This window comes from Desulfitispora alkaliphila (assembly GCF_050433185.1).
Taxonomy (GTDB): Bacteria; Bacillota; Desulfitisporia; order Desulfitisporales; family Desulfitisporaceae; genus Desulfitispora; species Desulfitispora alkaliphila.
Window position 1 is genome coordinate 80,930 of the sequence record NZ_JBNPXS010000004.1, and the last position, 24,302, is coordinate 105,231.

Here is a 24,302-nt window from a genome sequence, read left to right on the forward strand (position 1 = left end):
ACCTCCGCGTTAACTGGAGTAGAGAATCAACCCTTGTAAGGGTTTTAGCTTTAACACTGCCAAGTGAGTGCTGTTTAATTCTGTTCCAGAAATGAGATTTCTCAAGCTAGCTTCTGTACCCAAAGGCAACTGGCTAGCATCAACCACAGCTTCCTCATCACTTCTGTTTATCAGCACCACGGCAGTCTCTCCCTTATTATTGTTGCCCACACCGCTCCTAATATACCCATATATATGGGCACTTAGGGGTAAAGAAATCCAGTCCCCATCAATAAAGACAGGGTAATCTCTCCTAATATGGGCTAACTGCTCATACCAGTTGTAGAGGTCCTTGTTCCCGTTCTCCCAAGGGTGGGTCTTGCGGCAGTCAGGATCATCTACTCCCTCCAGTCCCGCTTCGTCTCCGTAGTAGATACAGGGCACTCCAGGCAGGGTAAACTGCATTATAGTCAGCAGCTTTACCCGTTCCACAGCTTTGCATTTGGCTTCACACCCAACACCTTCAGCCATTATAGTGAGAATCCGGGGTACATCGTGGGTCCCCAGCATATTCATTGTGGCGTAAAAGTAGGGCTCTGGATAGTTCTCCTTTAAGCTCATCAATCGGCAGTGGCATTGATAAGCGTCAATATGACCTAACATAAACTGTATCAAGCTACCTCGCAAAGGGTAATTCATAACCGAGTCCAGCTCTTCTCCCCACAGGTACTCACGCTGCCGGTCATAGCTCACCTTGTTGGAGGCGTCCTCCCACACTTCTCCAATCACCACAGCCTCTGGATTAACTTCCTTGGCAGTGTTATACAGGAGCTTTACAAATTCATCAGGCAGTTCATCTACCACATCAAGGCGCCAGCCCCTGATACCCTTGCCCATCCACTTTTTGACCACGCTGTCCTCAGCTCTAATGATAAAGTCCAAGTAGGAGGGCTCTAGCTCCTCCACATTGGGCATGGTGTCAATCCCCCACCAGCTCTCATATTGGTCTGGATGCTGGTGAAACCGATACCAGTTGTAGTAGGGGGACTCTTTAGACTGATAGGCCCCTAACTCTGGGTAGTTTCCCTCCCGGTTAAAATAGCGACTGTCACTACCTGTGTGGCTAAAGACTCCGTCTAAGATAATTTTAATCCCCATTGCCTCCGCTACTTTACACAGGGTTTCCAAGATCTCTTCGTCCCCAAACATTGGGTCAATCCGCTTGTAGTCGGCAGTGTCGTATTTATGGTTGCTAGGAGACTCAAATATAGGGTTCAAATAGATAATGTTAACTCCCAATTGGCACAGGTAGGGTAGTTTTTTTAGCACTCCCAAGAGGTTTCCTCCAAAAAAGTCCCAATTGATCACCCGCCCTTCACTATCCCTGATGTACACCGGGTCGTTGTCCCAGTGGGCGTGGATTAGACTGTCCTTTTTGGGGTTGAGCACCCTGCCGTCCTCACAACCATTATAAAAGCGGTCTACAAAAATCTGATACATAATCCCTTGAGTAAACCAGCGGGGAACCTGAGTTCCAGGCAAGTAAGCTGTAATCTGATAGGAAAGAGGTGGGCTCTTATAGAGCTGACCCTCTCCTCCCAGCTGGTGTTCATTGTTGCCCCAGTAGATGGTTTCCTGATTCCCGTGGATGATGAAATAGTACCACAGTAGTCCCGGTTCAGAGGGGGCCTGAATAACCGCCTGGTACAATAACCGGCTATAAGTGCCATCCCGGTCCGCTAGGGGCTTCATATCCACTAGCTCTTCTCCCCCCTCTAACCACAGGCGCACCTGGACCTTTTCTACAGGAAGCTCATGGTCTACTTCTAACCCTAAGCTGATTTTGGTGCCACAGGTTACTGCCCCAAAGGGATTTCTAAACTTTTCCTCATGGGAGTTATGATAAGCCACTTTTTCCACTGGCTTCACCTGCTCCTACCTAAAATCTCCAGGGGCTCTACCTTCCAAATTCCCGTGGCGTATTCTGAAATAGTTCTGTCGCTGGAAAATCCGCCTGAATTAGCTATATTGATGGCACTCATCTCCCGCCAGCGGTTTTGGTCTCTGTAGGCCCGCTCTAACTCCTGTTGAGCATTAGCGTAGGAGGCAAAGTCCTTTAATACGAAGTATTCATCGTTATTGTGCAAGAGGTAGTTATAGATGGTTTTAAACTCTTTGCTCCCATCTCCCAGAAAGCCATTGACCAGTTGGTCTAGTATGGCCCTTACTTGCTCATCCTGATGGTAAATTTCCCAGGAGTTATAGCCACCATGGGCGTAATACTCTATAACCTGCTGTTCCGTTAAACCAAAGGTAAAGATGTTTTCAGATCCCACCTGTTCTAAAATTTCAATGTTAGCTCCATCTAAGGTACCTATGGTAATAGCTCCATTCATCATCAGCTTCATATTGCCAGTTCCCGAAGCCTCTTTGCTGGCAGTGGAAATCTGCTCGCTCACATCGGCAGCGGGGATAATTTTTTCTGCCAGGGAAACTCGGTAATTTTCCAAAAATACAACCTTCAATTTCCCTTGAATGCTCTTATCATTGTTAACTTTATCCGCAATAGAGTTAATCAACTTGATAACCCACTTGGCATGATAGTAGCTGGGTGCTGCTTTAGCGCCAAAGATAAAGGTCCTGGGGACAAACTCCATCTGGGGAGCTTCCCGCAGCTTGTTATACAGGTGGAGAATATGCAGTGCGTTTAAGAGTTGCCTTTTGTAGGCGTGAAGTCGCTTAATTTGCACGTCAAAAATGGAATCAACTTCCACTTGTACTTGATTCTGTTCCTGAATTAGCTGTGCCAACTGCTCCTTGTTCTCTCGCTTGATTTTTTGTAATTCTTCCTTAAAGCTGGCATCCTGAGCATAGAACCGTAGCTCCTTTAAATCCTCAGGATGCTTAATCCAGCTAGTACCAATGCTATTAGTAATCAAATCTGCCAGCTTGGGGTTTGCCTGGAGAAGCCATCTGCGATGAGTAATCCCGTTTGTCTTGTTGTTAAATTTCTGGGGATAGTATTTGTAAAAGTTTTTCATCTCTTGCTTCTTTAAAATTTCGGTGTGAATGCGAGCAACTCCGTTGACACTGTAGCTGCCCACTATGGCCAAGTGAGCCATCTTCACAAAGCCGTCTGCAATAATGGCCATTTGAGCTATTCGATCCCATTGGCCTGGATAACGCTCCCATAGTTCTCGGCAAAAGCGCTTGTTGATTTCTTCCACTATCATATATATTCTTGGGAGCAGTTCCTTAAAGATATCTACAGGCCACTTTTCCAGGGCTTCTGCCAACGTGGTGTGATTAGTGTAGGACATGGTGTTTTGAGTTATCTCCCAAGCTTCGTCCCAACCAAAGCCCTCTTCATCCATTAAAATCCTCATCAACTCTGGAATAGCCAGGACAGGATGGGTGTCGTTTAGGTGAATGACCACTTGCTCCGGTAATTCCCTAATAGACTTGTTGCCCTTTTTATAGGAGCGCAGGATACTCTGAACACCTGCTGACACCAGGAAGTACTCCTGCTTGAGCCTTAAAACTTGACCCTCTTGATGGCTGTCATCGGGATAGAGTACTTGAGAAATGGCCTCTGTCTCATATTTATATTGAACTGCCTTCATGTAGTCTCCGTGATTAAAAGAGGGGAAATCGAACTCCTTAATCCCCGATTCCGCATTCCACAGGCGCAGGGTATTTATTGTATTGTTTTTAAATCCCACCACTGGAGTATCATAGGGGACAGCTAACACTGGGTCATAGTTTTCGTGGATAGGCACCAGCTTGCCATCAATTTCTTCTAATCGCACCTGACCGCCAAACTTGACCATAACTGCTTTGTCTCCCCGCCTAACTTCCCAAACATTGCCCTCCTTGAGCCAGTTATCCGGTAACTCCACTTGATAGCCGTTTACAATCTTTTGTTCAAAGTGACCATATTTGTAGCGGATCCCACAGCCGTGTCCGGGCAACTGCAGGGAGGCCAGGGAGTCTAAAAAGCAGGCAGCTAGTCGACCTAATCCTCCATTACCCAGTCCTGCATCGGGCTCCATCTCTTCCACCTTAGAAAGGTCGATATTCAGCTCTTGCAGGGCTTCCTCTACCACGCTTAAATTAGCATTAAGCAAGTTAGAACGCAGTTGCCTACCCAGCAAAAATTCCAGGGAAAAATAATATACTTGCTTACTTTCCTTTTTTCGGTAATGGTTGTTGGTCTCCACCCAATTCTTGTAGATATAGTCTCTAATGACCCCACCTAGGGCCATATACTTATCCAAATTGGTAGCTTGCTCTAAGGCTACTCCCTGCATTGTCTGCAATTTATCCACAAAGGCCTCTTTGAACTGCCTTGCATCTTCAAACATTTGATTCCCCCTTGCTTATTAGTTGGGTATACACTTCCAAGTATTCTCCAGCCGAGTTATTCCAGCTAAAGTCCTGGCTCATTGCCCGCCTTCTCAACTTGGTCCAAGCACTCTTCTTGCCATATACGGCAATGGCTTCTTCTAGGGCAAAGAGCATTTCATGGGCATTGTAATTGGCAAAAGTGAACCCCCATCCGGAATCCCCTGTTTCATCATAGGGCTCCACTGTATCCTTAAGTCCACCTGTAGCTCTCACCACTGGAATAGTGCCATAGCGCAAAGCAATTAGCTGGCCTAATCCACAGGGCTCAAATCGGGATGGCATCAAGAATACATCTGCCCCCGCATAAATTTGCCTAGCTAATTGATCATTGTAGCTAATTGTAACCGAGACTGAGTGGGGATTTTCTCTACCCTTAGTCCTGAACCAGTTTTCATAATCTTCATCCCCTGAGCCCAAGATAACTACTTGGGCTCCAGTAGCCAAAACCTCATCCCATACAGCCATAATCAGGTCAATACCCTTTTGCTCTACCAGCCTAGACACTATTGCAATTATGGGTTTTGTGGAGTTTTGCTCCAGACCCAGGCACTGCTGCAGCCTTCTCTTGTTTTCGCTTTTTTTAGTAAGGCTTTTTTCCGTATAGTTGACAAATATATGTTTATCCCACTGGGGGTTGTATTCATCATAATCTATTCCGTTTACAATTCCCTTGAGCTTCTCCGCAGCACTTTTCTCCTGCAGGATTCCATCCATGCGCTCGCCATAATAGGGTTCCTGAACCTCCTGAGAATAGGTGGTGCTCACAGTGGTTATCATATCAGCAAATTGGACACCCGCCTTCATAAAGCTAACTTGATTCCAAAATTCAACTCCGTCCCAGTTGAAATATTTTTCATGGCTCAAGTCCAGCAAGTCACCTAAAATCTCTGTGGGAAACAGCCCCTGATATTTTAAATTATGAATCGAAAAGACAGTCTTTATCCTACTGTATAGCTCACTATCTCCGTAGTGCTCCTGTAGCAATAGGGGAACCATTGCCCCGTGCCAATCATGGCAGTGAATTATCTGAGGAGCTACATCTAAGTGGGGCAGAGCCTCCAGTGCCGCCCGGCAAAAATAGGCGTATCGCTCGCCGTCATCCCAGTGGCCGTAAAGCCCCTCCCGTTTAAAGTAGTATTCGTTATCTAGGAAATAGTAGGTCACCCCTTGGTGCTCTAATACTTCTAAACCACAATATTGCTTGCGCCAACCCACTGGAACGGTGAACTCCCCTCGCTTTACCATTTGCTCCTTGTATTGTTGGGGGATTTCATGATACTTGGGTAGCATCACCGCAATCTCTAATCCCCTCTGGGCCAATGCCTTGGGCAGGGATGCTATCACATCCCCCAACCCACCGGTCTTGGCAAAGGGAGCTCCTTCCGCCGCCAAGTGTAGTACTTTCATTAATCATCACCTTTCCTTCCTAAATTACTGCGTTTCGCTTAATCATGGTTAAGCCCTGGTCAGTGCCGATTTTAGCTTCTGAATTTACTGTAGCTCCCTTTTCTAAAATTGCCTGTTGCACCACACTATCCCCTTGGATTGTCACCTTAGGAAATACTATACTATCTACTACCTTAGCTCCTTCTTCTACCACTACTCCCCTAAACAAAATGCTATTTTCCACATGCCCCTTGATGATGCACCCGCTAGCTATAATGGAATTGTTAACACTAGCCCCTTGGGTATATTTAGTGGGAGCCTCATCTTTTTTCTTAGTGTAGATGGGCTTTTTCTCAAAGAACAGCTCATTGTAGATATCCCTGTTGAGGAGATCCCGATTGCACTGATAATATTTTCTAGAGGAGTTCACAATCTCTGCATAGCCCCTGTACTCATACCCTCTACTTTTGAGTCTACCTAAGTTCTTGCGCACTCCCTGTTCTATAAAGTTGCGCTCTTTTTCATTTTGGGATTGGGCAATAATGTCCAACAGTAGACTCTTTCTCAATAAATAAACCTCTAAGGACATATTTTGCTCTTCTCCAGGAGTTCCCTCTTTTATCTCTTCAATATAGCCTTGCTTATCTAGTTCTAACTGGTGATACAGAGGAGCCTCTTTTTCATCTAAAGTTTTGCGGGCATACACAGCCGTTATATGGGCCCCTGAACGAATGTGCTCTGCCAGGATTGGATGGTAGTCCATATTGTTAATCCCGTTCCCTTTAGCCATCAGGACATACTCCTGGCGACTCTGTTGCAAATAGTCCAAATTTCTCTCAAGCAAGTTTAGTTCTTCTTTGCACTGGGCACCAATGGCCGGGCAGTTTGGAGGGAGAATAAAGAGTCCGTCTCGCTTGCGATGTAAGTCCCAATCCTTACCCATGCGCAGGTGCTCCATCAAAGATCGATACTTATGCTGGGCAAATACGCCTACATTTCTAATGCCCGAGTTGACCATGTTGGATAAGACAAAATCTATCAATCGGTAGCGGCCACCAAAGGGAATTGCCCCCACTGTGCGATCATAGGTGAGCTCCGATAGCTGTTCCTCTCTCTCGGTTAGCATGATGATACCCATGGTGTTGTTTTTCATAGCGCTTCCCCCTTCCCTACAGTGACCTCACTGCCTACAACTGCGATTTCTCCACTTTTATCGCCCCATTTTCCGATAGTGCATCCGTCTTCAATAGTTGTTCCCTCGCCGATAATAGCCCGATATATTTTTACGTTCTTGCCTATGGTCACATTGGGCATAATAATGGAATCCACTATCTCTGTTCCAGCTCCCACTGTGACACCAGTAAACATTACCGAGTGGTCTACCTGCCCAAAGATGCGACAGCCTTCGTTTATCAAGGAATTTTTTACTTCCGCTTCCTCACTGATAAAGTGCGGAGGAAGTTCAATGTTATTAGAGTAAATTCTCCAGTAAGGGTCGTGTAAATCTAAACCGTTTTCTTCATCTAGTAGATCCATGTTGGCTTGCCATAGGCTGGGGATTGTCCCCACATCCTTCCAGTATCCCTGAAAGGGATACGCGTATAATCTGGACCCTTCTCTAAGCATCTTGGGAATTACATCCTTGCCAAAATCGTTGCTGGATTTGAGGTTCTGTTCGTCTTCTTGCAGGTGCTTCTTTAGAGCTTCTATCTCAAATATGTATATTCCCATGGATGCCAAATTGCTATCGGGTACCTCTGGCTTTTCCTGAAATTCAGTTATTCGCTTCTCTTCATCGGTAACCATTACCCCAAAGCGACTGGCCTCTTCCCAAGGGACTTCTAGCACTGCAATAGTTACCTCAGCGCCTACGCTCTTGTGATACTCTAACATGGCAGCGTAATCCATTTTGTAAATATGATCTCCTGAGAGAATTATCACCCGCTCTGGATTAAACTGCTCAATAAACTCTAGGTTTTGGTAGATAGCGTTAGCAGTCCCCCGATACCACTCAGCACTGCCCTCTCCCGTGTAGGGTGGTAACATATACACGCCACCTCCCTTCCTGTCTAAGTCCCAAGGCGCTCCAATTCCAATTGCCGAATGCAATACAAAGGGATTGTATTGGGTTAAAACCCCCACAGTTTCTATTTCCGAATTAGCACAGTTGCTCAGGGTAAAGTCTATAATCCTGTACTTCCCCCCATAGGGAATTGCCGGCTTGGCTTGTTTTTTTGTGAGCACTCCCAAGCGACTGCCCTGCCCTCCTGCCAATATCATTGCTACACACTCATTCTTCTTCAACCACGTTCCTCCTCACATTTAAAGTATACTGTAGCCAACGGCGGTGCCTTTACCACTATGGAATAGGGCTGATTATGCCAAGGTTCCTCTTCCGCCTGAATTGCAGCTCCGCTTAGCTGACCAGATCCGCCGTACTGGCTCCAATCGCTATTAAAAACTTCTCTATAGCGCCCCAATTTGGGAACGCCGATCCGGTACTCCCAGCGAACTACCGGAGTAAAGTTACAGAGAACAACTACAAAGTCATTATTGCTCTTATCATTACGTCTAAAGCTAATTACACTTTGATTGTAGTCATTGGGATCAATCCACTGAAAACCCTCCCAGTGGCAATCCTGCTCCCACAGGGAGTTTTCACTGAGATAAAATTCATTCAGTTCTCGCACATACTGCTTTAGCTTCTGATGCATGGGGTATTCCAAAAGGTGCCACTGCAGCTCCTCATAGTGGCGCCATTCAATAAATTGGCCCAGCTCTCCACCCATAAACAAGAGCTTCTTTCCTGGATGTGCCATCATGTAGCCATAAAGTGCCCGCAGATTGGCAAATTTTTGCCAGTAGTCCCCGGGCATTTTATCTAAGAGGGATTTTTTTCCGTGAACTACCTCATCGTGGGACAAGGGCAGAACAAAGTTTTCACTGAAGGCATACATGAAAGAAAAGGTAATCAGGTTGTGATGCCACTTGCGATTTACCGGATCTTTTTCCATGTACTGAAGCATATCGTTCATCCAACCCATGTTCCACTTGTAGTTAAAACCCAATCCCCCTGCATAGGTGGGACCGCTGACCATGGGCCAGGCAGTAGATTCCTCTGCAATCACGAGGGCCCAGGGACAGTTTTCAAAAACCGCTTCGTTGAGGCGCTTGAGAAACTGGATTGCATCAATATTTTCCCTACCGCCATACTGGTTAGGCCTCCACTCTCCTTCCTCTCTACCGTAATCCAGGTACAGCATACTGGCCACTGCATCCACCCGCAAACCGTCTAAGTGAAATACCTCTAGCCAATAGAGGGCGTTGGAAATTAGAAAGCTTCGCACTTCGGTTCTGCCAAAGTCGAAGTTTCTGGTTCCCCACTGGGCCGAATCCCGTCGCAGAGGGTCATCGGGCTCGTAGAGATAGGTACCATCCAATTGGATTAAACCATGAGCATCCTTGCAAAAGTGACTGGGAACCCAATCCAAGATTACGCCAATTCCCGCCTGATGGCACTGATCTACAAAGTACATAAAGTCCCCAGGAGTTCCATGTCTGCTGGTAGGCGCAAAGTATCCTGTCACCTGATAGCCCCAGGAATCATCTAAGGGGTGCTCCATCACCGGCAGTAGCTCCACATGGGTATATCCCATTTCCACCACATAGGGGATTAGCTCATCAGCTAACTCCCTATAGGAAAGGTACTCTCCCCTGTCATTTCGCTTCCAAGATCCCAGGTGAACTTCATAGATATTTACAGGAGCACTGTAGCTATCCCAGCTCTGCTTCTGGCGCTGCCATTCTTGATCCTGCCACTTGTATTCACCTAGTTGATACGTGCGGGAAGCACTTTTAGGCCTTAGCTCTGCCCAGTAGCCATAGGGATCAGCTTTGTAAACTACTTGACCTGTAGCAGTGACAATGTGATACTTGTATAATTCTCCTTCTCCTAAGTCGGGAATAAATATATGCCAAATCTCCCCGTTAACTCTTTCCATTTTGTGCTCTTCCGGTTGCCATTGGTTGAAATCCCCTACTATTGAGACCGCTCGGGCATTGGGTGCCCACAGGGCAAAGCTGGTGCCAAATTCCCCATCTCTATTAACTATGTGAGCACCTAGCATTTCATAACTGCGAAAGTTCTCACCTTTATGAAAAAGATACATTTGATAATTATTAGGTACTAAATTTCTTAATTCCACTAAACCATCACCTCCGTTTACCTTTTTCTGTTACTTTACATAAATAATTCAATTTATTCCATTGTTATTCCTTCCCTTACAAAAAAAGATATAGAAAAACCTGTACCAGCTTATACACCGGTACAGGTTTGTTCTCACTTTTCCTTTAATTTAACTGTCTCAAGACCTCGTTCACTGACCCAAGCCTCAAAATTTCCATAGAAATTTTGTATTTTTTCACTAAACTTGCCCACTGTTATTACCACGTTGGGGTAAATCTTGTTGGCTTTTATTTTTGCATCCTTAGGAACTGTAATACTAGTCATAGTTCCCGAGGGTGTACCTATCTCCCCAACGATCACATCGCCATTGGCGTAAATTTCTCCACCCCGAAATACCCCTGGCCTTCCAGTAAAGGTGACTTGGCCACCTGAGTTAATCTTTGAGTTATAACACCCCTTGCCAGTTATAAATACATTACCACTGGCTTTAATCACACTGTTTTGAACGTAACTAGCTGTAATATCGGAAGTATTGGCCCTCAGCTCCTCTAGGATGAAAAGAGCCTGATCAACTGTCTTTCCTATTTTGCGCAAGGTTGCAAAGTTCAGTTTGCTAGGCCCTAGGCCCAGTAAACTTTGCTTCAGTATTTCCACCACTTTTTCCACCTGTTCTTCTATCTGATAACTTTCGCTTTCTAAAGTCTTCTGAAGACTTAATACACTCTTTTGCACTTGGGGATACATCTTTTCTAACATGAGCACAATAATGTAGCCTTCGCTCACATCCTCCCCTTTTTTCTTCAGTAGCGCTTCCCGGGCTATTTTTGCCTTTTGCTGCATCTGAGAAAAGATTACAGGTAAGTCTTTAATGTGCTGGTGGATACTCTGATAAATTACCGTTTCCCCTCCCACCGACACTTTACTGGCAAAGACATTTTTATTAATAACAACACTGCTCCCAGCCATAACCGTGGCGTTGTTTACACTTCCATTTACTTCTACGCCATCTTTAGCAGTTACCTTCATTCCCTCTTCCACATTCCGTTGCACTATTACTGTACCATTAAAAGTTATATTTCCACTGTCCAGGTCAACTGATCCTACCTGGTAAATTGGTACTACAGTGAGCATCTTTCCCTTTAGCTCAGGCTTTCCGTCAATAGTGGCTACCGCTTTGATACCCCCATCCTGAAGCTGTACACCTTTACCTGGCTTTAAATCTACGGTTTTTGGCATAGGTGGAGTCCAAACTTTTCCCGTCACATCCATTCCCTCTTCCCCCAACTTAGGAGGAGTTTTAGTGGCTAATAGATCCCCTGGAGTCACAGTGGGTATTTTCGTTCGCTCCCGATGGTCAACCCTAGCATTCTCATCTTGAATGCAATGCTCACATTCCATTGCAAAGTGATATTCAACAGTCTCATCTACAGGGTACTTTCCCTTTTTTCCCTTAGCTATTACAAATTCCTTTGACCCTTTAGTCCCTAGGGCTTCATTTATAGCCATAGCATCTACACCATAGACTATTTTCTTACGCTGTAACTCCTGTACAACCTCCTCAATAGGCAGGTAACCAGGTTCTATTTCCTGGGCAAGTACAGCTTTAATTTCCAATATTTCTTTGGGCTCACAGTCCTCTAGTTTGTATTCAAAACCATTTGTCTTTTTCACTTTGAGCAAGGCTTCCATCTTATCCTCAGATAATACAATTTCAAAATCAGTCTGGGGCTCCTGATGCTGTAACTCAATTTGGATATCATCCTCTGGACTCACTTCAACAACCCCTGTAATTTCTTCACCATTTAGGTGAACTTGCATCTTTGCTCCAGGCTTAATTCTAGCCTTTAGCCCCCCTGGTCCCGGCGGACTAATTATTAGCTTTCCATCTCGAATTGCAGCTGAGCCGGCAATTGTGATTTCTTTGACCCAGACCTCTGCTGTAATTTTATTACCCAGTCCCATTAAGCCCTTTTTATCTTCGACTACTTTGTACTCAAGCTGCTCTTTGGGAACTTTTAACTCTTCAGTTGCTTTATGTAGAACCTTTTCTAGCGATGTGTCAGTATATCGCTGTGACTGGGTCATAGGCGTTCCTCCCATCGGTTTTCATTTGTAAAAAAACCTATCTCTGGTATTTAGAGATAGGGTTCTCGGTAGCTAAATGATAATATTATTTATTTAATTTAAGTATATTGGCAAAATTATCCCTAGTCAAGGAGTTTATGTTAAATTAGGCCAAAGGTCCTATAAAATAGCTTGATCCAGTACCTCCTGAATAAAAACATTATTGTGCTTGACCAAATCTATCTCATCAAAACGACGCAGAAGTCCACCTGTCTTATCGGTTATTAACTTCACTATAGGCCTAGTGGGAAATGACTTGTTTACATCAACCACCACTGCCTTAGGTCCCGTATTGAGCTTTACTAAGCTGCCAATGGGATAAACTGCAATGTTCTGTAAAAACTTTTCCACCAACTCCGGATTAAAAAGCCTCCCCCCATTGGCCTGCAGGTATTCCACCGCTTCATAGGTTTGAAACCGTTTCCTGTGAGGCCTGTCACTGGTAAGAGCGTCAAACACATCAGCTATTGAAGTTATTTGAGCAAAAAGGTGAATCTTATTCTCCTGTAGGCCTCTAGGGTAACCAGTGCCATCCCATTTTTCGTGGTGCTGTAGAGCGCAGTGGGATGCCAGTAGATTTATCTCTGGGTATTGCTTTAGCACATCAAAACCCAACTTGCAGTGTTCTTCCACCTTCTTTCGCTCAGCTTCATCAAGGGTGTCCTTTTTCATTAGAATGTTCTGATCTACCTTACTCATGCCCACATCGTGGAGTAGAGCCCCTATTCCCAAATGCTTCAACTCAAGCTGGTTCAGGCCCATCCCCTTACCACACATAAGAGCCAATACAGCTACGTTAACTGAGTGGGCAAAGACATAGGTATCATTGGTTCTTATATCGATTAAGTTAATTAAGCCCGAAGCTGCTAACACTTCGTCCAATATATTATCCACTATTCCCTGCACAGGCTTTAGCTCGAACTTTCCCCCTTGAATAACTGTGTCCATCACTTTTTTAGTAATGTTAGTTGCATTAATTCTGGTCTGGTCGCTAACTACATCTTCTACGTCTAACTCTCCCACATAAGGGTCTTCCACATATAAGAAGGAGAGTTTCATGCCCTTGAGCTTTTCAATATAGCTTTCTTTTAAAGTAGTTCCTTTTGCCAAAAGAATTTTTCCTTCATCGTTGTAGATGGGCCTCGCCAAAACTACTCCTGGTTCTATCTTGTCCACCGATACAGGACGCATATATCTACTCCCTTCATTTTATTTGAGTTCGCTTTCAATTTTATCCATCAGCGCAGCTAAATTAGTGCCCCTATCTAAATATAAAGTCACCACTGGTTTGCCCTGAACAACACTGACCTCTTCATCATCTACTATCAACAGACTTAGCCAGTTATACCTTCTGCAGAGGCGCATTAAAATTTCTCTACTATTATCTTGGGATTCACTCAAAATTACAATAGCCTCTCCTTTGCCATCTAGCCGCTGAAAGAGCTGACTTAAGTAAAATAGCAGTCCCTCTACTGTCTCTTCACAGTTTTTCGCTTTAATTACAACCTTCATATTTTTTTTGGCTTGCTTTTCCTTTACAATAGCCTTCCAAACCATTGCAATAATCCAGCAGCTCAATGCTGCTATTAAAACTAATGCAATTGTAAGACTTAAATCCACTACTGTCACCGCCCTCTCTAGGGATTTGTAACAGTATATGTGGCCCTAAGTCTAATGGTTAAAATGAATTAAATTTGAACCAGCTTTGCCTTAATTGCGCAGAGAGCAGCCTGGGTTCTATCATCCACCTGTAGCTTCCTAAAAATACTAGTGATGTGGTTTTTTACAGTCTTTTCGCTAATATACAGATCTTTTCCAATCTGCTTATTAGTTTGTCCCTGAGCGATTAAGCGGAGCACCTGAATCTCCCTTTTGGTCAAATCCTCAAACTTGTTCTTTTCCTCTTTTATCTCAGCCATGCGGTTAAACTCAAGTAGCAACTTAGAGGTAATGGATGGGTGGATTACAGATTCCCCTTTTACCACCTTTTTGATAGTATCAATTAACTTGTCAGGGTTTATATCCTTGAGCAAATATCCGGATACTCCAGCCTTAATTAGCTCCGATATATATTCCTCGTCATCATGCACAGTTAAGGCTACAATCTTTACTTGGGGACACTCTCTTTTTATCACCTTTGTGGCCTCTATTCCATTTATGCCTGGCATATTAATATCCATTAACATTACTTCGCAATCTGTGTCTCTAGCAACATTGATTGCACCTTGGCCATCGCCTGCTTCATCTATAACCTGAATTACTGGATCTAACTCTAGAATTTTTCGTAATCCCTGCCGTATCAAAATGTGGTCATCTACTATCACTACTCTAATCTTTTTCACTTGTCATCACCTGCTCGTCTTTTAGTGGGATAGATGCTCTTATTTCAGCTCCCTTACCTGGCTCTGATTTTATTTCAAATCGACCCTCCAGTAAGTCTAATCTCTCCTTCATGCTTATCAAGCCAAAGCGACTTCTTCCGCCCCCGTCCATTGCCTCTTCCACAGAAAATCCTTTGCCATTGTCTACAATACTAATGTTTAGAACCTCTTCTGTAATCTCTAGCCTAAGCTTGGCCCTATCTGCCTTAGCGTGTTTCTTAACATTGTTTAGTGCCTCTTGGATTACGCGAAAGGCAGTAACTTCTATAGCAGAATTAAAGCGCCGTTCTTCTCCGTGAAAGGCCATGTGGACAATCATGTTTTCCCTGGTTTCAAACTCTGATATGTATCGCCTCAAAGTGGGGATTATCCCCAAGTCGTCTAGTGCCATTGGTCTCAGATCAAATATCACTTTACGCAAATCCTTCAAGCTTTCTCGCACCATCCACTTCAACTCCTTGAGCTCTCCTTCCACCTCATGAGGTTTTATCTGCAACAGCTTCTCGCACATTTCTGCCCGAATGACTATGTTGGCCAAATCCTGAGCCGGACCGTCGTGAATTTCCCGAGCTACCCGCTTACGCTCCTCTTCTTGAGCTCTAATAATGCTCATACTAAAGTTCTTCCGCTGCTGTTCACCCTCTATTTGGTTGCTTATCTTTTGCAGGTTACTTCCAAGATACTCAAGTACCACCCCTATCTGCGAAATCAACCCTTCTGCCTTTTCCACCATATACTCCAAGTTTTTTAGACTTAGTTCCAGCTCATCTCGCTTAATCCGCAAGTTGTTTTCCCTTTCCCTGGCTAAAGATAGCTGTACTTGAGCATTCTTAGCCATCTCATATGCCCTGCGCACATCTTCCTCTGCATATTTACGAAAGTTGCGGCTAACTTCCATGAGCTCCACTCGTCCTCTGCGCTCTTCTCGATCCATGCGCTCCACTTGCTCAATAGCTTCAATTACTTTGGCTTTTAACTTTTCCACTTCTTTTGCCACCCGTTCGTACTCGCTGCGGGCGCTTTCAGCAATGTCGTAAATCTGCTGTCTTCCCTTTTCTATACTTTCTATGGTATCCTTCACAATTTTATCTAAGAGCTTAGGGTCATTTATATTTTGATCAATCATATAATCACGTTCCCTTTCTACATTCTAGCACAATTGGATGATAAGTCTTGGGAATTTGCTTAAAGTTTCTACAACTAATAGTATATTTCCTGCTATTATACACACAATAATTCCTGCAGAATACTTTGTAAATTAGGAAAGGAGAGTGGAGAGATGAGTAAAGCCAATTGCATTAGGTGTGGACAGTATTTCCCCTTATCCACTGATATAGGCCTACAGGTAAACCAAAGTGTGTCCACCTCCAAAGGAGAAGTGTGTGTTGAATGCTACGGCCAAATGTCAAAGGAAGAAGAGGATTATTTCTTCAGGTAGGGGCGCAACTATACTTTTCTATGGTATAAAAAGAAGAAGGTAGAAGGAAAGCCTGTTGGGCTCTTCTTCTACCTTTTTACTTTCTTTGCTTTCTTCTTTTTATAGATTATAAGCCTAATTCTAACTTAACCGCATCTTGTAGGGTATCTAAATCTTCCACTGTCTCTGTCTCGCCGTAAATGCGGAACAGGGGCTCAGTTCCAGATGCTCTCACTAGCACCCAGCTTCCGTCCTCTAAGACAAACTTGATACCATCCACTGTAATTACCTCAACCACTGGTTTTCTCGCTATGGTATCTGGGCGCCAACTTTCCAGTTTTTTCAGAACTCGTTCTTTTTCTGAGGGTTTGCACTCTATGTCCAAACGTCTGTTTACCAAAAGCCCAAATTCACTGTCCATCTCTGCAATCAGCTGTTCAAGACCTTTGCCAGTTGCGGCCACTAACTCCACTATCAAGAGGCAGGCCAAAATTCCATCCTTTTCCGGAACGTGCCCTTTTATACTCAGGCCACCGCTTTCCTCGCCTCCGATTGCACAACCCTTCTCCATTAAATTCTGACCGATGTACTTAAAGCCCACTGGCGTCTCAAGAGCTTCATATCCGTTTCTCTCTGCAATTCGGTTGAGCAATTGAGTTGTGGATACGGTTTTTGTTACCGAGCCAGTTATTCCCTTCTTCAATAGGTGGATATATAGAAGTGAAATCACCTGATTAGGAGTTACATAGCGCCCATTGGCAGTAATGATGCCAAATCTATCCGCATCGCCGTCTAGGGCCAAGCCCAGATCATACTTTCCTGTCTCCATCATTTTTGTCAACTCAGTGAGCACCTTAGCTGAGGGCTCAGGCATTTTTCCCCCGAAGAGGGGATCTCGATAGGAGTTAATTGCTTCTACTTCGCAGCCTAAATCTGCTGCTAACTCCTCCATGTAGCCCACTCCTGCACCGTACATGGGATCTATGGCAAGCTTTAGCTTAGCTTGAGAAATTACCTCTATATCCAACAGGGTTTTTATCTGAGCAAAGTATTCTGCCTTTGGGTCTATTTCAGTGACCATGACCTTAGCTACGGCTTCATCATAGTCCAATCCGTTTATCTCTCTCTTTTCGGTCACCGCACTTACCTGCTTTTCAATTTTATCAGTTACCTCAGGTAGAGCTGGCCCAGCATAATGGGGGATAAACTTAATCCCATTATACATTGAGGGATTGTGGCTAGCCGTAAACATCAGAGCACCACCCGCTTTATTGTGCGCAATGGCAAAGGCGGTCACTGGCGTAGGCATTGCTTTTGCCCCCAGTAATGTCTTGATGCCGTTACCCGCTAGAACCTCCACCGCTCGCTGAGCAAACTCCGGTGAAAGAAATCTATTATCATATCCCACCACTATTTCTTTATCTTTCAAACCCTCTGCAATGAGATAGTTTGCCACTGCTTGCACTACAATTTCCACATTGCCAAAGGTAAAGTCCTGAGCCATTATAGCCCGCCATCCATCTGTTCCAAATTTGATCGTCAAAAAAATCTCCCCTCTCTAATAAAATTATTGCCTCTCACTGTAGATATGCGGAAAGTATTTATCATATAACTGACTGTTAAAGACTCTAGCATATTTTTTCCTGAATTCTCGGAGCTTATCCATATTTATAGTACTTACCACAATTTCTTCCCGGTGATGGCTTGTAGCCATTGCCAAAATGCCATCGCCCCCTTCAGTTAGTTCCATAGGGGCAAAAATCCCCGCTCTCCCCGTCAAGGTTAGGCCGAATATGTTCCCCACCAAGCAGCTCTGAACGCCATAAACTGGAGTCTCCTGCACCCGAGGCCAAATCCCGCGCATGGCCTTGTGGTAATTGTACTCATCAGGATTAGCTGTAGGAAGAAGCACCAATTCTGCCCCTTGAGCCCACAAAATGCGGAAAGTCTCAAAGTATGTTGCATCCATGCAGATTGGAAAAGCCACTCCGCCCAAGGGAGTCTGATAGACCTTGAGCTCACAGCCGCACTCTATGCCCCACTCACGCTCTAAGGGGAGCAGGTGTGCTTTGGTTTGACTGCCTATTAGACTACCATCGGGCCCGTAAAGATAGGCATTGTTGACCACTCGCTCCCCTTCTGCCACAATGGCACTGCCTGTCATAATGTAGACTCCAAATTGCTGGGCTAGAGCTGAGAATGTACTGCTCACTACCTGCTCAGTCACTGGGCTCAAATAGGAGAAAACATGACCAATCTTAACCTCAGGTCCTCCCACTTTTTCTAGAGCCGAGCTCATATCACCTTGAGCCATTTTATCTATTCCCGGAAGCAAACCCAATAGCTGTGTAGCATTGTCCTCAGGAAATACCACCAACTGAGCACCTTTAGCTACAGCATCTTTAGTAAGCCTGTACATCTCTTCCACATAAAGAGCAGAGGTTTTAGTCAAAATCAGTTCACTTTGTATGGCCGCCACTGTAACCCTATCAGTAGCTATTTCATCCCTCTTTTTTATTACAGGGGTTATTCTGTCTTTCCTAGCTAATTGCTTTACTTGCTTTTCAATGGCCCTGGGTCTACTGCGCCACTTTAGCCACTGAAGCAGGGCCTTTTCTGTAAGCTTCAACTGAAATCCCCCCTATATATTCGGGGCAACCACTGATTGTACAGTGGAGCGTTTAACTGTTGTAGCAGAGGGTATTGAGCTCTAACCTGCTCTAACTCCCCTAGCTGCACCTTCCCTGTGGCCAAATTCTCAGCAGCTGATTCCTGCTCTAAAAATCCCTCCTCCCCTGGTGTGATTTCACAGGGACCATAAGCTTCCACCTTGCCCTCATAGGCTTTCTCAAAATGCTCTCCTCCTAAAGCTGACTCTAGAGCAAAAACCTGATTCTGCTGAACATTTTGCCAGGCCCCGGATAACTGTTTCCAATGTGTGTAGGGTTTTTGCACAGCGGATAAGCACACCATTAGCTTGACTCCCTTCAGGGCATATATGCGCCACAGCTCTGGGATAAATATATCGGTGTGGAGCAAAATTGCCACCTTCCCAAACTCAGTTTCCCCAATGCTGATGTCAGTGCCTTGCTGCAGCCCCAACTCTCGCTCTTCTGGTTGCAGGTGAGTTTGCGTGGCTAAAAGTACAACTTGCCCTTGAGGCGAAATCATGACCGACTGCCGCTTTATCTCCCCTGACTTCTCCTTTACTAAAAGGCTCCCCGGTACTATGTAAAGGGATGCTTGGGCTGCCATCTCACTTATTTCTGCTATGAGTTTGTCCGCCTCTGGTTGAGATAATTTTATGCTAGTGGAGGGCAACACTAATAGCTGGGGGCAACTGGTGTCACCCCCGGCTCCTACTGCATGAATCCGCCTAGCTATGGTTTTTAGTAAGTCCTCTGATTTTGCTACTCCCTCATATCTTCCTAGCCAAAATCTTATATTCATCTATTTCCCCCCGCTTTTTGTCCCACAGCGCTGTAAATACTATAAGCTACAAACCCAGCACAGGAGGCCATGTGCCCTCCCGTTTTGACAATCCCCTTTTCTCCGTCCACTGTTTCACAGGCATAGCCCCCATCCATTTCTGCCCGGGAAAAAAATTCAAGTCCCTCTTTTATTTTCCCAGCTAATAAACCATTGCAGTGGCTCATAACCCAGGGATAGGGAGCGTGGATTCCTCCCAGTCCTGGAAACGAGCCTTCCCAATAGCTATACTGGTTATCCTTTGAGTAAATCCAATCCAGAGTATTCTTGTATACTTTATCCTTTGGTGAGCAAAAGCCGTAATAAGGTAGTAGCAAAAGGCTTCCAGGCGGGTTATCGTAAATTTGATAATCTCCCTTCCCATTGACAGCCCATGCGTACATTTGCCCCCCAGGTCCTTTTATCACACAGTGCTGTTGAATTGCCTTTTTCAGAAGGCGATCCACCCCGTCTAGATGGCGCACCTTAACTGTATTATTGTTGGCCTTATATATTTTTTGTAGCACCGAAAGGGCCTTCCACACCAACACATTGCTATAGGTAAGGTAAGGGTGTTTCACCTGATCGTCCGATGGGTCCAAAAAGGTGGAGAAGAGGTAGAGCTCGTGGTTATGATGCTGCCACAGTATTTTTTCTAGGGCTTCTGCCCCCTTTACCACCCAGTCTTCAGTCAAATCCAAGTCTCCGTAGGCCTCAATGTACTGATTGAGAGCAATAAAATAGGCGGCTAATTGATCCAATTCAAAACCCGGGTACAGCACCTGACCGTTCAGGTAACAGCTGTGAAAAGGACCATTTTCACCGTAGCGAGTGAAACCAGTTTCTAGCACCTGTCTCGACCACTCTTGATCTACTAATAGAATAGCGGGAAAGCTCCACAAAAAAGCATCTCTAGCCCAATAAGCACCACTCACATAATAGCGCTTGCTTCTAGAGGTCAGAAGTACTATATGGCCACTGTCTAATGTCCGAGCAGTGGTATAAAAGTAGTTAAAGAATAAATTCCGATTGAGGACTGGCTCTAAAGTGGCCTTGGTTCCACCCTTTAGTTTGCTGTTGTCTACTTTCAAGCTCCTGCTTCTGAGCCAAGATTCAGTTGAGTCCTTTAGCCAGCCAAAACCCCGTCGAGCTATATGAACGGCTGCCACTGCCGCTCCATCTGCCTCACTGTTGACACCTACAATGAAGTCAAAGATCAGCTCTTCACCTGGCTTAATACCCATTTCTTTTCCTAGGACAAAACTATGCCCCTTTTCAGATACTCCCTCCTGCCATTTGCGCACATTGGTCTCGTGATCCACTAAAATGCCCAAAGCCATCCACCCCGTGTCAGGTCGAGTTTCAAGCACCAATGTGTTGGTCCAATCTTTCCATAAGACCCTGTTGACAGCATTTAAGGGATGACTTTCAAAGACTATTTGGTTTGTCTCCGCCCAGTACCCCTCTATTTGGGCACCCAGCTTTAACTCTTTGTTCCCCTGGTTGCGACACCATAGCCTGTATACAAATCCCTTTTCGTTCTGGGGAGTTAGGATAGTACCCCCGTAGCGCACCTGGCCTCCCTGATCTTCTCCCTGGAAGGCAGGAATCCAGTGCTCACACATATACCAGCTTAATTTATTTTGCTCTGTAATATCTTTTCCCTCTACTAAAAACCTGGGCTTTAAAAAGGGCTCTGCTCCACCGTTAAATTCCAACAAACCATTGCCCCGCAAATGGGCGCAATTAATACTGAGTATTGTCCCATCCTCTTGTATCTCGGGAATGGCAATCCACTGATTGCCCGTAAGTCTATATTTAACCTGCTCAATCGGCTCCGGCACTGTCATCACTTCCTGACCCATGACAACCCCTCCTTTTACAGCGGTAAACGTCTCTACTATTATAAGCTAGTGGTGGGTAAAAAATGCGCTTAATCGAAGGTAGCAATGGCCGCTTCCACTACCTGACTATCAAATTGAGTGCCTGCATTCTCTTTAAGAATTTCTAAGCCGTCACTAAAACTTCTGGTCCTCTGATAAGGACGATTGGTGGTCATAGCATCAAAGGCATCTGCCACTGCCATTATTCGCCCCAGTAAAGGTATTTCATATCCCTTTAGCCCATCGGGATATCCCAGCCCATCAACCCGCTCATGATGAGCTCCGGATATGGGTGCAAAATGAGCCAACTCACCTACATACTCCAAAATTTCCATTGTAAATAGGGGATGTATTTTTATTATTTGTAACTCCTGAGGTTCAAGTCTACCTGGCTTATCCAGTGTTTTTCTGGGAACTGCAAGCTTCCCCACATCGTGCAATAAACCAGCATGCCTAGCCAAAATAACTGTTTCCTCATTAAAACCCATGGTTTTGGCTAAATCACTGGCATAGCTGGCGACCCTTTCCGAATGACCCTTAGTGTAGCTGTGTTTGGTATCAATCACTCGAGCAAAGACTTTTAAAGTGTTATCCAAGGTAAAGCTACTAGCCTCTATTTCCAGCTCCATTTGCTCCCTTATCTGGCTTACATGAAAGACCAAGCTATTTTCTCGCGTCAACTTGTGAAAAAAAGTCCCCCTGGCAATGGTTTCTGCAAAAAGGTCATAGATTTCTCTTGAGTACTCAGTGCCAATTCCCTTTTGAGCTTTAGCCAAAATTTCTGTTTTAGTAGCGTTAGGGTTATACCTGACCCATAGATCAAAGGAGTCAGCTAAACGCAGTATCTGTCCACCTAAACAAATTTCATCTCCCTTTTTCCCCACAGGGTAGCCCGAACCATCGTACCACTCGTGATGATCTAGAATCATTTCTTTTGCTTCCTCTAGTCCAGGTAATGCACCAACAATAGATGCTCCCTTGTGACAGTGCCCCACAATTTGGGGTATCACAAGCTGTTCTTCTTTTGTGGGATAGTGAACTACATGGTCATCTAGCCCGATGGCTCCCACATCGTGAAGAAGTCCAGCGTAAAAGATGGGCACCTTCAACTCAGGTTTTACCAGCTCTGCCATGGCCTGCCCCAGGACTCCTACACGCCATGCGTGATAAAGCTTCACATCTTCTTCCAAGTCTAAAGCTAATGAAATTGCTGTTATTAATTCACCCACTAACTTGCCTTTGTTTCTCATAAAATTACCCTCCCAATTTACTATTACTTCATATTTCTCCAGTTGGTTCAATCTTCCTTTATTGGGCAAAAAAAAGCCCTTGGCTATTGCCAAAGGCTAGTGCAAAATCTTAGTCTCTTCAGTTTTATCTTCGCTCTTTTCGCTTTCCTCCATCATTTTCTGAGTAGCCTGATAGAATAGGTCAAACAACCCTTCCCGTCCCTGAGTTCGCTTTAGTACAATTTTTTCTTTCACACTTCCACCTCTTTCAGTGCTGTCACTAGTCTCATTACAAGTATGTCCAAATTAGCACTTTAGTAGTAGTGATGTCGGTTGAAAACTTCAATAAACAAAAACGTAGGTATCAGGGAAACCAAAAAGTAAATAACGTAAAAACGCACTTTCCTAAACCAATAATCCCTCAGTTCTCCATCACTTTGATGTTTCCTCCACAGGAGAAAGCTGACAAAGGTCACAAGAAAAGCTAGCATACTCACAAACATAGCAAAGGTTAAAAATACGTACTCCATCTTTCTTTCTACCTCCAAATAATAAAAAACTAATCTAAGTCTAAATTTTATAGGTTAATTTATTCTACACAGCTAAACATTTTCCTTCTCCACAAGCTAAAAAAAAGCGCTTTGCCAGCACTCAACTAGCAAAACGCCCTTAACTCAGTTTACCAAAACCGGACGGGAAAGCTCAAAGATTAATTCTCCTCGTTCGCCATCCACCTTTAGGTTTTCCACATACCCCAGCAACATCATGTCATATAAATGCTTGCCCATATTACCGCTAGTCTTTTCTGTTTTATTCTCCACCAGTTCAGCACCAAAATAGTTCCATGCCACATCCAGTAAGAATTTTTGTTCATCACCTAGTTTTTCATAAGGCTCTCGCTCCAAAGCCTTGATGTATATCAGTTCCAAATCCCTCAAAACCGCACCAGTATCCAAGTGATAAGACATTCCGTCATAAATGAATTGCATATGTACTCACCTCTTTTCTTGGATTTCTTTTATTCTACCTTTTATCTCAGCTATCTCTTTACGGTAATTATCAAGTCCCCCTGGGGTTTCCAATATGTAAGGTAAGTGCTTTAGCTGGGTGTGTGTGACAAACCCCATCACTGCTTCCCATCCCAGCTCCCCATCTCCTAATGGAGCGTGCCTGTCACGATTACTGCCAAAAGGTTTGATTGAATCGTTCAAGTGGGCAACCTTAATCTTTTCTATGGGAACTCGTGCCGATATTTGCTCTATTAATAAGTCTGGCTCCTTAACGGCATAACCTCCTGCAAACAAGTGGCAAGTATCTATACAAATCCCCACTCGCTCTGGTTGATTTACCTGGCCCAGGATGGCTTCCATTTCTGCAAAGTCGCTACCAACTTCAGTCCCTTGGCCAGACATAGTCTCTAGTAACAATGTGGTTTTTCCATGATAGTTATCCATGACAGAGTTAATCCCCTGAATAATATATTCAATTCCCTGTTCTCTGCCTTGGTTCACATGACTACCTGGGTGAACTATTAAGTAGTTGGCACCACAAGTCTCCATTCGCTGTAAGTCCTCAGTTAAAACATCCACAGCAAACTTTCTCACATCATCTTTATTCGAGCACAGGTTAATGGTATATGGGGCATGACTAATTATCATTACTCCATGGCTTTCAGCTAGTTCCAAAGCCCGATTAATTTCTGCCTGGTCTAGCTGCTTTGCCTTGCCACCTCTGGGATTGCGAGAAAAGATCTGAATTACATTGGCGTCTATTGCTACAGCTTCTTCCACTGCCTTATATAGCCCTCGAGCTATTGATACATGGCAACCTATTTTCATAAAT

The 24,302-nt window shown here is 44.6% G+C and carries 20 protein-coding genes; 1 reads left to right on the forward strand and 19 read right to left on the reverse strand.

Going from position 1 to position 24,302, the window contains the following annotated elements:
- Positions 1-9: 9 nt before the first annotated feature.
- From GGQ84_RS02785 to GGQ84_RS02835, 11 genes are all read right to left on the reverse strand, one after another.
- Positions 10-1,899: a glycoside hydrolase family 13 protein gene (locus GGQ84_RS02785; protein ID WP_429158845.1), complete on the reverse strand. Its 1,890-nt coding sequence runs from the start codon at positions 1,897-1,899 to the stop codon at positions 10-12.
- Between the two features lie 5 nt (positions 1,900-1,904).
- Positions 1,905-4,343, reverse strand: a complete 2,439-nt coding sequence (locus tag GGQ84_RS02790; protein WP_429158848.1) for a glycogen/starch/alpha-glucan phosphorylase — start codon at positions 4,341-4,343, stop codon at positions 1,905-1,907.
- A complete protein-coding gene (gene glgA, locus GGQ84_RS02795; RefSeq protein ID WP_429158851.1) occupies positions 4,336-5,793 on the reverse strand; it encodes a glycogen synthase GlgA in 1,458 nt (485 codons plus the stop codon). The genes GGQ84_RS02790 and glgA overlap by 8 nt, the downstream gene beginning before the upstream one ends.
- A gap of 19 nt (positions 5,794-5,812) precedes the next feature.
- Positions 5,813-6,925 (reverse strand): glucose-1-phosphate adenylyltransferase subunit GlgD, encoded by a 1,113-nt coding sequence (gene glgD, locus GGQ84_RS02800; protein ID WP_429158853.1) that lies wholly within the window; start codon positions 6,923-6,925, stop codon positions 5,813-5,815.
- Positions 6,922-8,076 (reverse strand): glucose-1-phosphate adenylyltransferase, encoded by a 1,155-nt coding sequence (locus tag GGQ84_RS02805; protein ID WP_429158856.1) that lies wholly within the window; start codon positions 8,074-8,076, stop codon positions 6,922-6,924. The genes glgD and GGQ84_RS02805 overlap by 4 nt, the downstream gene beginning before the upstream one ends.
- On the reverse strand, positions 8,073-9,941 hold the full coding sequence (gene glgB / locus GGQ84_RS02810) for a 1,4-alpha-glucan branching protein GlgB (RefSeq protein ID WP_429158929.1): 1,869 nt from the start codon (positions 9,939-9,941) through the stop codon (positions 8,073-8,075). Before glgB ends, GGQ84_RS02805 begins: the two co-directional genes overlap by 4 nt.
- Positions 9,942-10,111: 170 nt before the next feature.
- Positions 10,112-12,043, reverse strand: a complete 1,932-nt coding sequence (locus GGQ84_RS02815) for a flagellar assembly protein A (RefSeq protein ID WP_429158859.1) — start codon at positions 12,041-12,043, stop codon at positions 10,112-10,114.
- 159 nt (positions 12,044-12,202) lie between these two features.
- Positions 12,203-13,258, reverse strand: a complete 1,056-nt coding sequence (locus tag GGQ84_RS02820) for an HD-GYP domain-containing protein (protein WP_429158862.1) — start codon at positions 13,256-13,258, stop codon at positions 12,203-12,205.
- A gap of 33 nt (positions 13,259-13,291) precedes the next feature.
- Entirely contained in the window at positions 13,292-13,702 is a 411-nt protein-coding gene (locus tag GGQ84_RS02825) for a glycosyltransferase family 2 protein (protein ID WP_429158865.1), read from the reverse strand.
- A gap of 68 nt (positions 13,703-13,770) precedes the next feature.
- Positions 13,771-14,424 carry a response regulator gene (locus GGQ84_RS02830; protein WP_429158868.1) on the reverse strand — a complete coding sequence of 218 codons (654 nt, stop codon included), beginning with the start codon at positions 14,422-14,424 and terminating at the stop codon, positions 13,771-13,773.
- Complete coding sequence (locus GGQ84_RS02835; protein ID WP_429158870.1) at positions 14,411-15,589, reverse strand: sensor histidine kinase; 1,179 nt, start codon at positions 15,587-15,589, stop codon at positions 14,411-14,413. The genes GGQ84_RS02830 and GGQ84_RS02835 overlap by 14 nt, the downstream gene beginning before the upstream one ends.
- A gap of 153 nt (positions 15,590-15,742) precedes the next feature.
- On the opposite strand from GGQ84_RS02835, the gene GGQ84_RS02840 reads away from it, so the two are divergent.
- On the forward strand, positions 15,743-15,901 hold the full coding sequence (locus GGQ84_RS02840; protein ID WP_429158872.1) for a hypothetical protein: 159 nt from the start codon (positions 15,743-15,745) through the stop codon (positions 15,899-15,901).
- A gap of 106 nt (positions 15,902-16,007) precedes the next feature.
- On the opposite strand, the gene GGQ84_RS02845 is transcribed toward GGQ84_RS02840, so the two are convergent.
- The 8 genes from GGQ84_RS02845 to GGQ84_RS02880 all read right to left on the reverse strand — a co-directional run bounded on the left by GGQ84_RS02845 (position 16,008) and on the right by GGQ84_RS02880 (position 24,298).
- The gene (locus tag GGQ84_RS02845; protein ID WP_429158874.1) at positions 16,008-17,423 is read right to left on the reverse strand and encodes a phosphoglucomutase/phosphomannomutase family protein; all 1,416 of its coding nucleotides are present in this window, start codon (positions 17,421-17,423) and stop codon (positions 16,008-16,010) included.
- A gap of 24 nt (positions 17,424-17,447) precedes the next feature.
- Positions 17,448-18,509, reverse strand: a complete 1,062-nt coding sequence (locus GGQ84_RS02850) for a nitrilase-related carbon-nitrogen hydrolase (protein WP_429158876.1) — start codon at positions 18,507-18,509, stop codon at positions 17,448-17,450.
- Positions 18,506-19,330, reverse strand: a complete 825-nt coding sequence (locus GGQ84_RS02855) for a nitrilase-related carbon-nitrogen hydrolase (RefSeq protein WP_429158879.1) — start codon at positions 19,328-19,330, stop codon at positions 18,506-18,508. Before GGQ84_RS02855 ends, GGQ84_RS02850 begins: the two co-directional genes overlap by 4 nt.
- Positions 19,327-21,213 (reverse strand): glycoside hydrolase family 125 protein, encoded by a 1,887-nt coding sequence (locus GGQ84_RS02860; protein WP_429158882.1) that lies wholly within the window; start codon positions 21,211-21,213, stop codon positions 19,327-19,329. The genes GGQ84_RS02855 and GGQ84_RS02860 overlap by 4 nt, the downstream gene beginning before the upstream one ends.
- A 68-nt stretch (positions 21,214-21,281) precedes the next feature.
- On the reverse strand, positions 21,282-22,481 hold the full coding sequence (locus GGQ84_RS02865; RefSeq protein WP_429158885.1) for an HD-GYP domain-containing protein: 1,200 nt from the start codon (positions 22,479-22,481) through the stop codon (positions 21,282-21,284).
- A gap of 96 nt (positions 22,482-22,577) precedes the next feature.
- Entirely contained in the window at positions 22,578-22,715 is a 138-nt protein-coding gene (locus GGQ84_RS02870; RefSeq protein ID WP_429158887.1) for a hypothetical protein, read from the reverse strand.
- A 419-nt stretch (positions 22,716-23,134) separates the two neighbouring features.
- Positions 23,135-23,449, reverse strand: a complete 315-nt coding sequence (locus GGQ84_RS02875; protein WP_429158890.1) for a hypothetical protein — start codon at positions 23,447-23,449, stop codon at positions 23,135-23,137.
- Positions 23,450-23,455: 6 nt separating this feature from the next.
- Complete coding sequence (locus tag GGQ84_RS02880) at positions 23,456-24,298, reverse strand: deoxyribonuclease IV (RefSeq protein WP_429158893.1); 843 nt, start codon at positions 24,296-24,298, stop codon at positions 23,456-23,458.
- Between the last annotated feature and the right edge of the window lie 4 nt (positions 24,299-24,302).

Bases quoted from the DNA above. Each gene is read 5' to 3' on its own strand.
- GGQ84_RS02790 (WP_429158848.1), bottom strand. From the start codon at position 4,343: ATGTTTGAAGATGCAAGGCAGTTCAAAGAGGCCTTTGTGGATAAATTG.
- glgA (WP_429158851.1), bottom strand. From the start codon at position 5,793: ATGAAAGTACTACACTTGGCGGCGGAAGGAGCTCCCTTTGCCAAGACC.
- glgD (WP_429158853.1), bottom strand. From the start codon at position 6,925: ATGAAAAACAACACCATGGGTATCATCATGCTAACCGAGAGAGAGGAA.
- glgB (WP_429158929.1), bottom strand. From the start codon at position 9,941: ATGTATCTTTTTCATAAAGGTGAGAACTTTCGCAGTTATGAAATGCTA.
- GGQ84_RS02815 (WP_429158859.1), bottom strand. From the start codon at position 12,043: ATGACCCAGTCACAGCGATATACTGACACATCGCTAGAAAAGGTTCTA.
- GGQ84_RS02835 (WP_429158870.1), bottom strand. From the start codon at position 15,589: ATGATTGATCAAAATATAAATGACCCTAAGCTCTTAGATAAAATTGTG.
- GGQ84_RS02840 (WP_429158872.1), top strand. From the start codon at position 15,743: ATGAGTAAAGCCAATTGCATTAGGTGTGGACAGTATTTCCCCTTATCC.
- GGQ84_RS02855 (WP_429158879.1), bottom strand. From the start codon at position 19,330: ATGAATATAAGATTTTGGCTAGGAAGATATGAGGGAGTAGCAAAATCA.
- GGQ84_RS02860 (WP_429158882.1), bottom strand. From the start codon at position 21,213: ATGGGTCAGGAAGTGATGACAGTGCCGGAGCCGATTGAGCAGGTTAAA.
- GGQ84_RS02865 (WP_429158885.1), bottom strand. From the start codon at position 22,481: ATGAGAAACAAAGGCAAGTTAGTGGGTGAATTAATAACAGCAATTTCA.
- GGQ84_RS02875 (WP_429158890.1), bottom strand. From the start codon at position 23,449: ATGCAATTCATTTATGACGGAATGTCTTATCACTTGGATACTGGTGCG.
- GGQ84_RS02880 (WP_429158893.1), bottom strand. From the start codon at position 24,298: ATGAAAATAGGTTGCCATGTATCAATAGCTCGAGGGCTATATAAGGCA.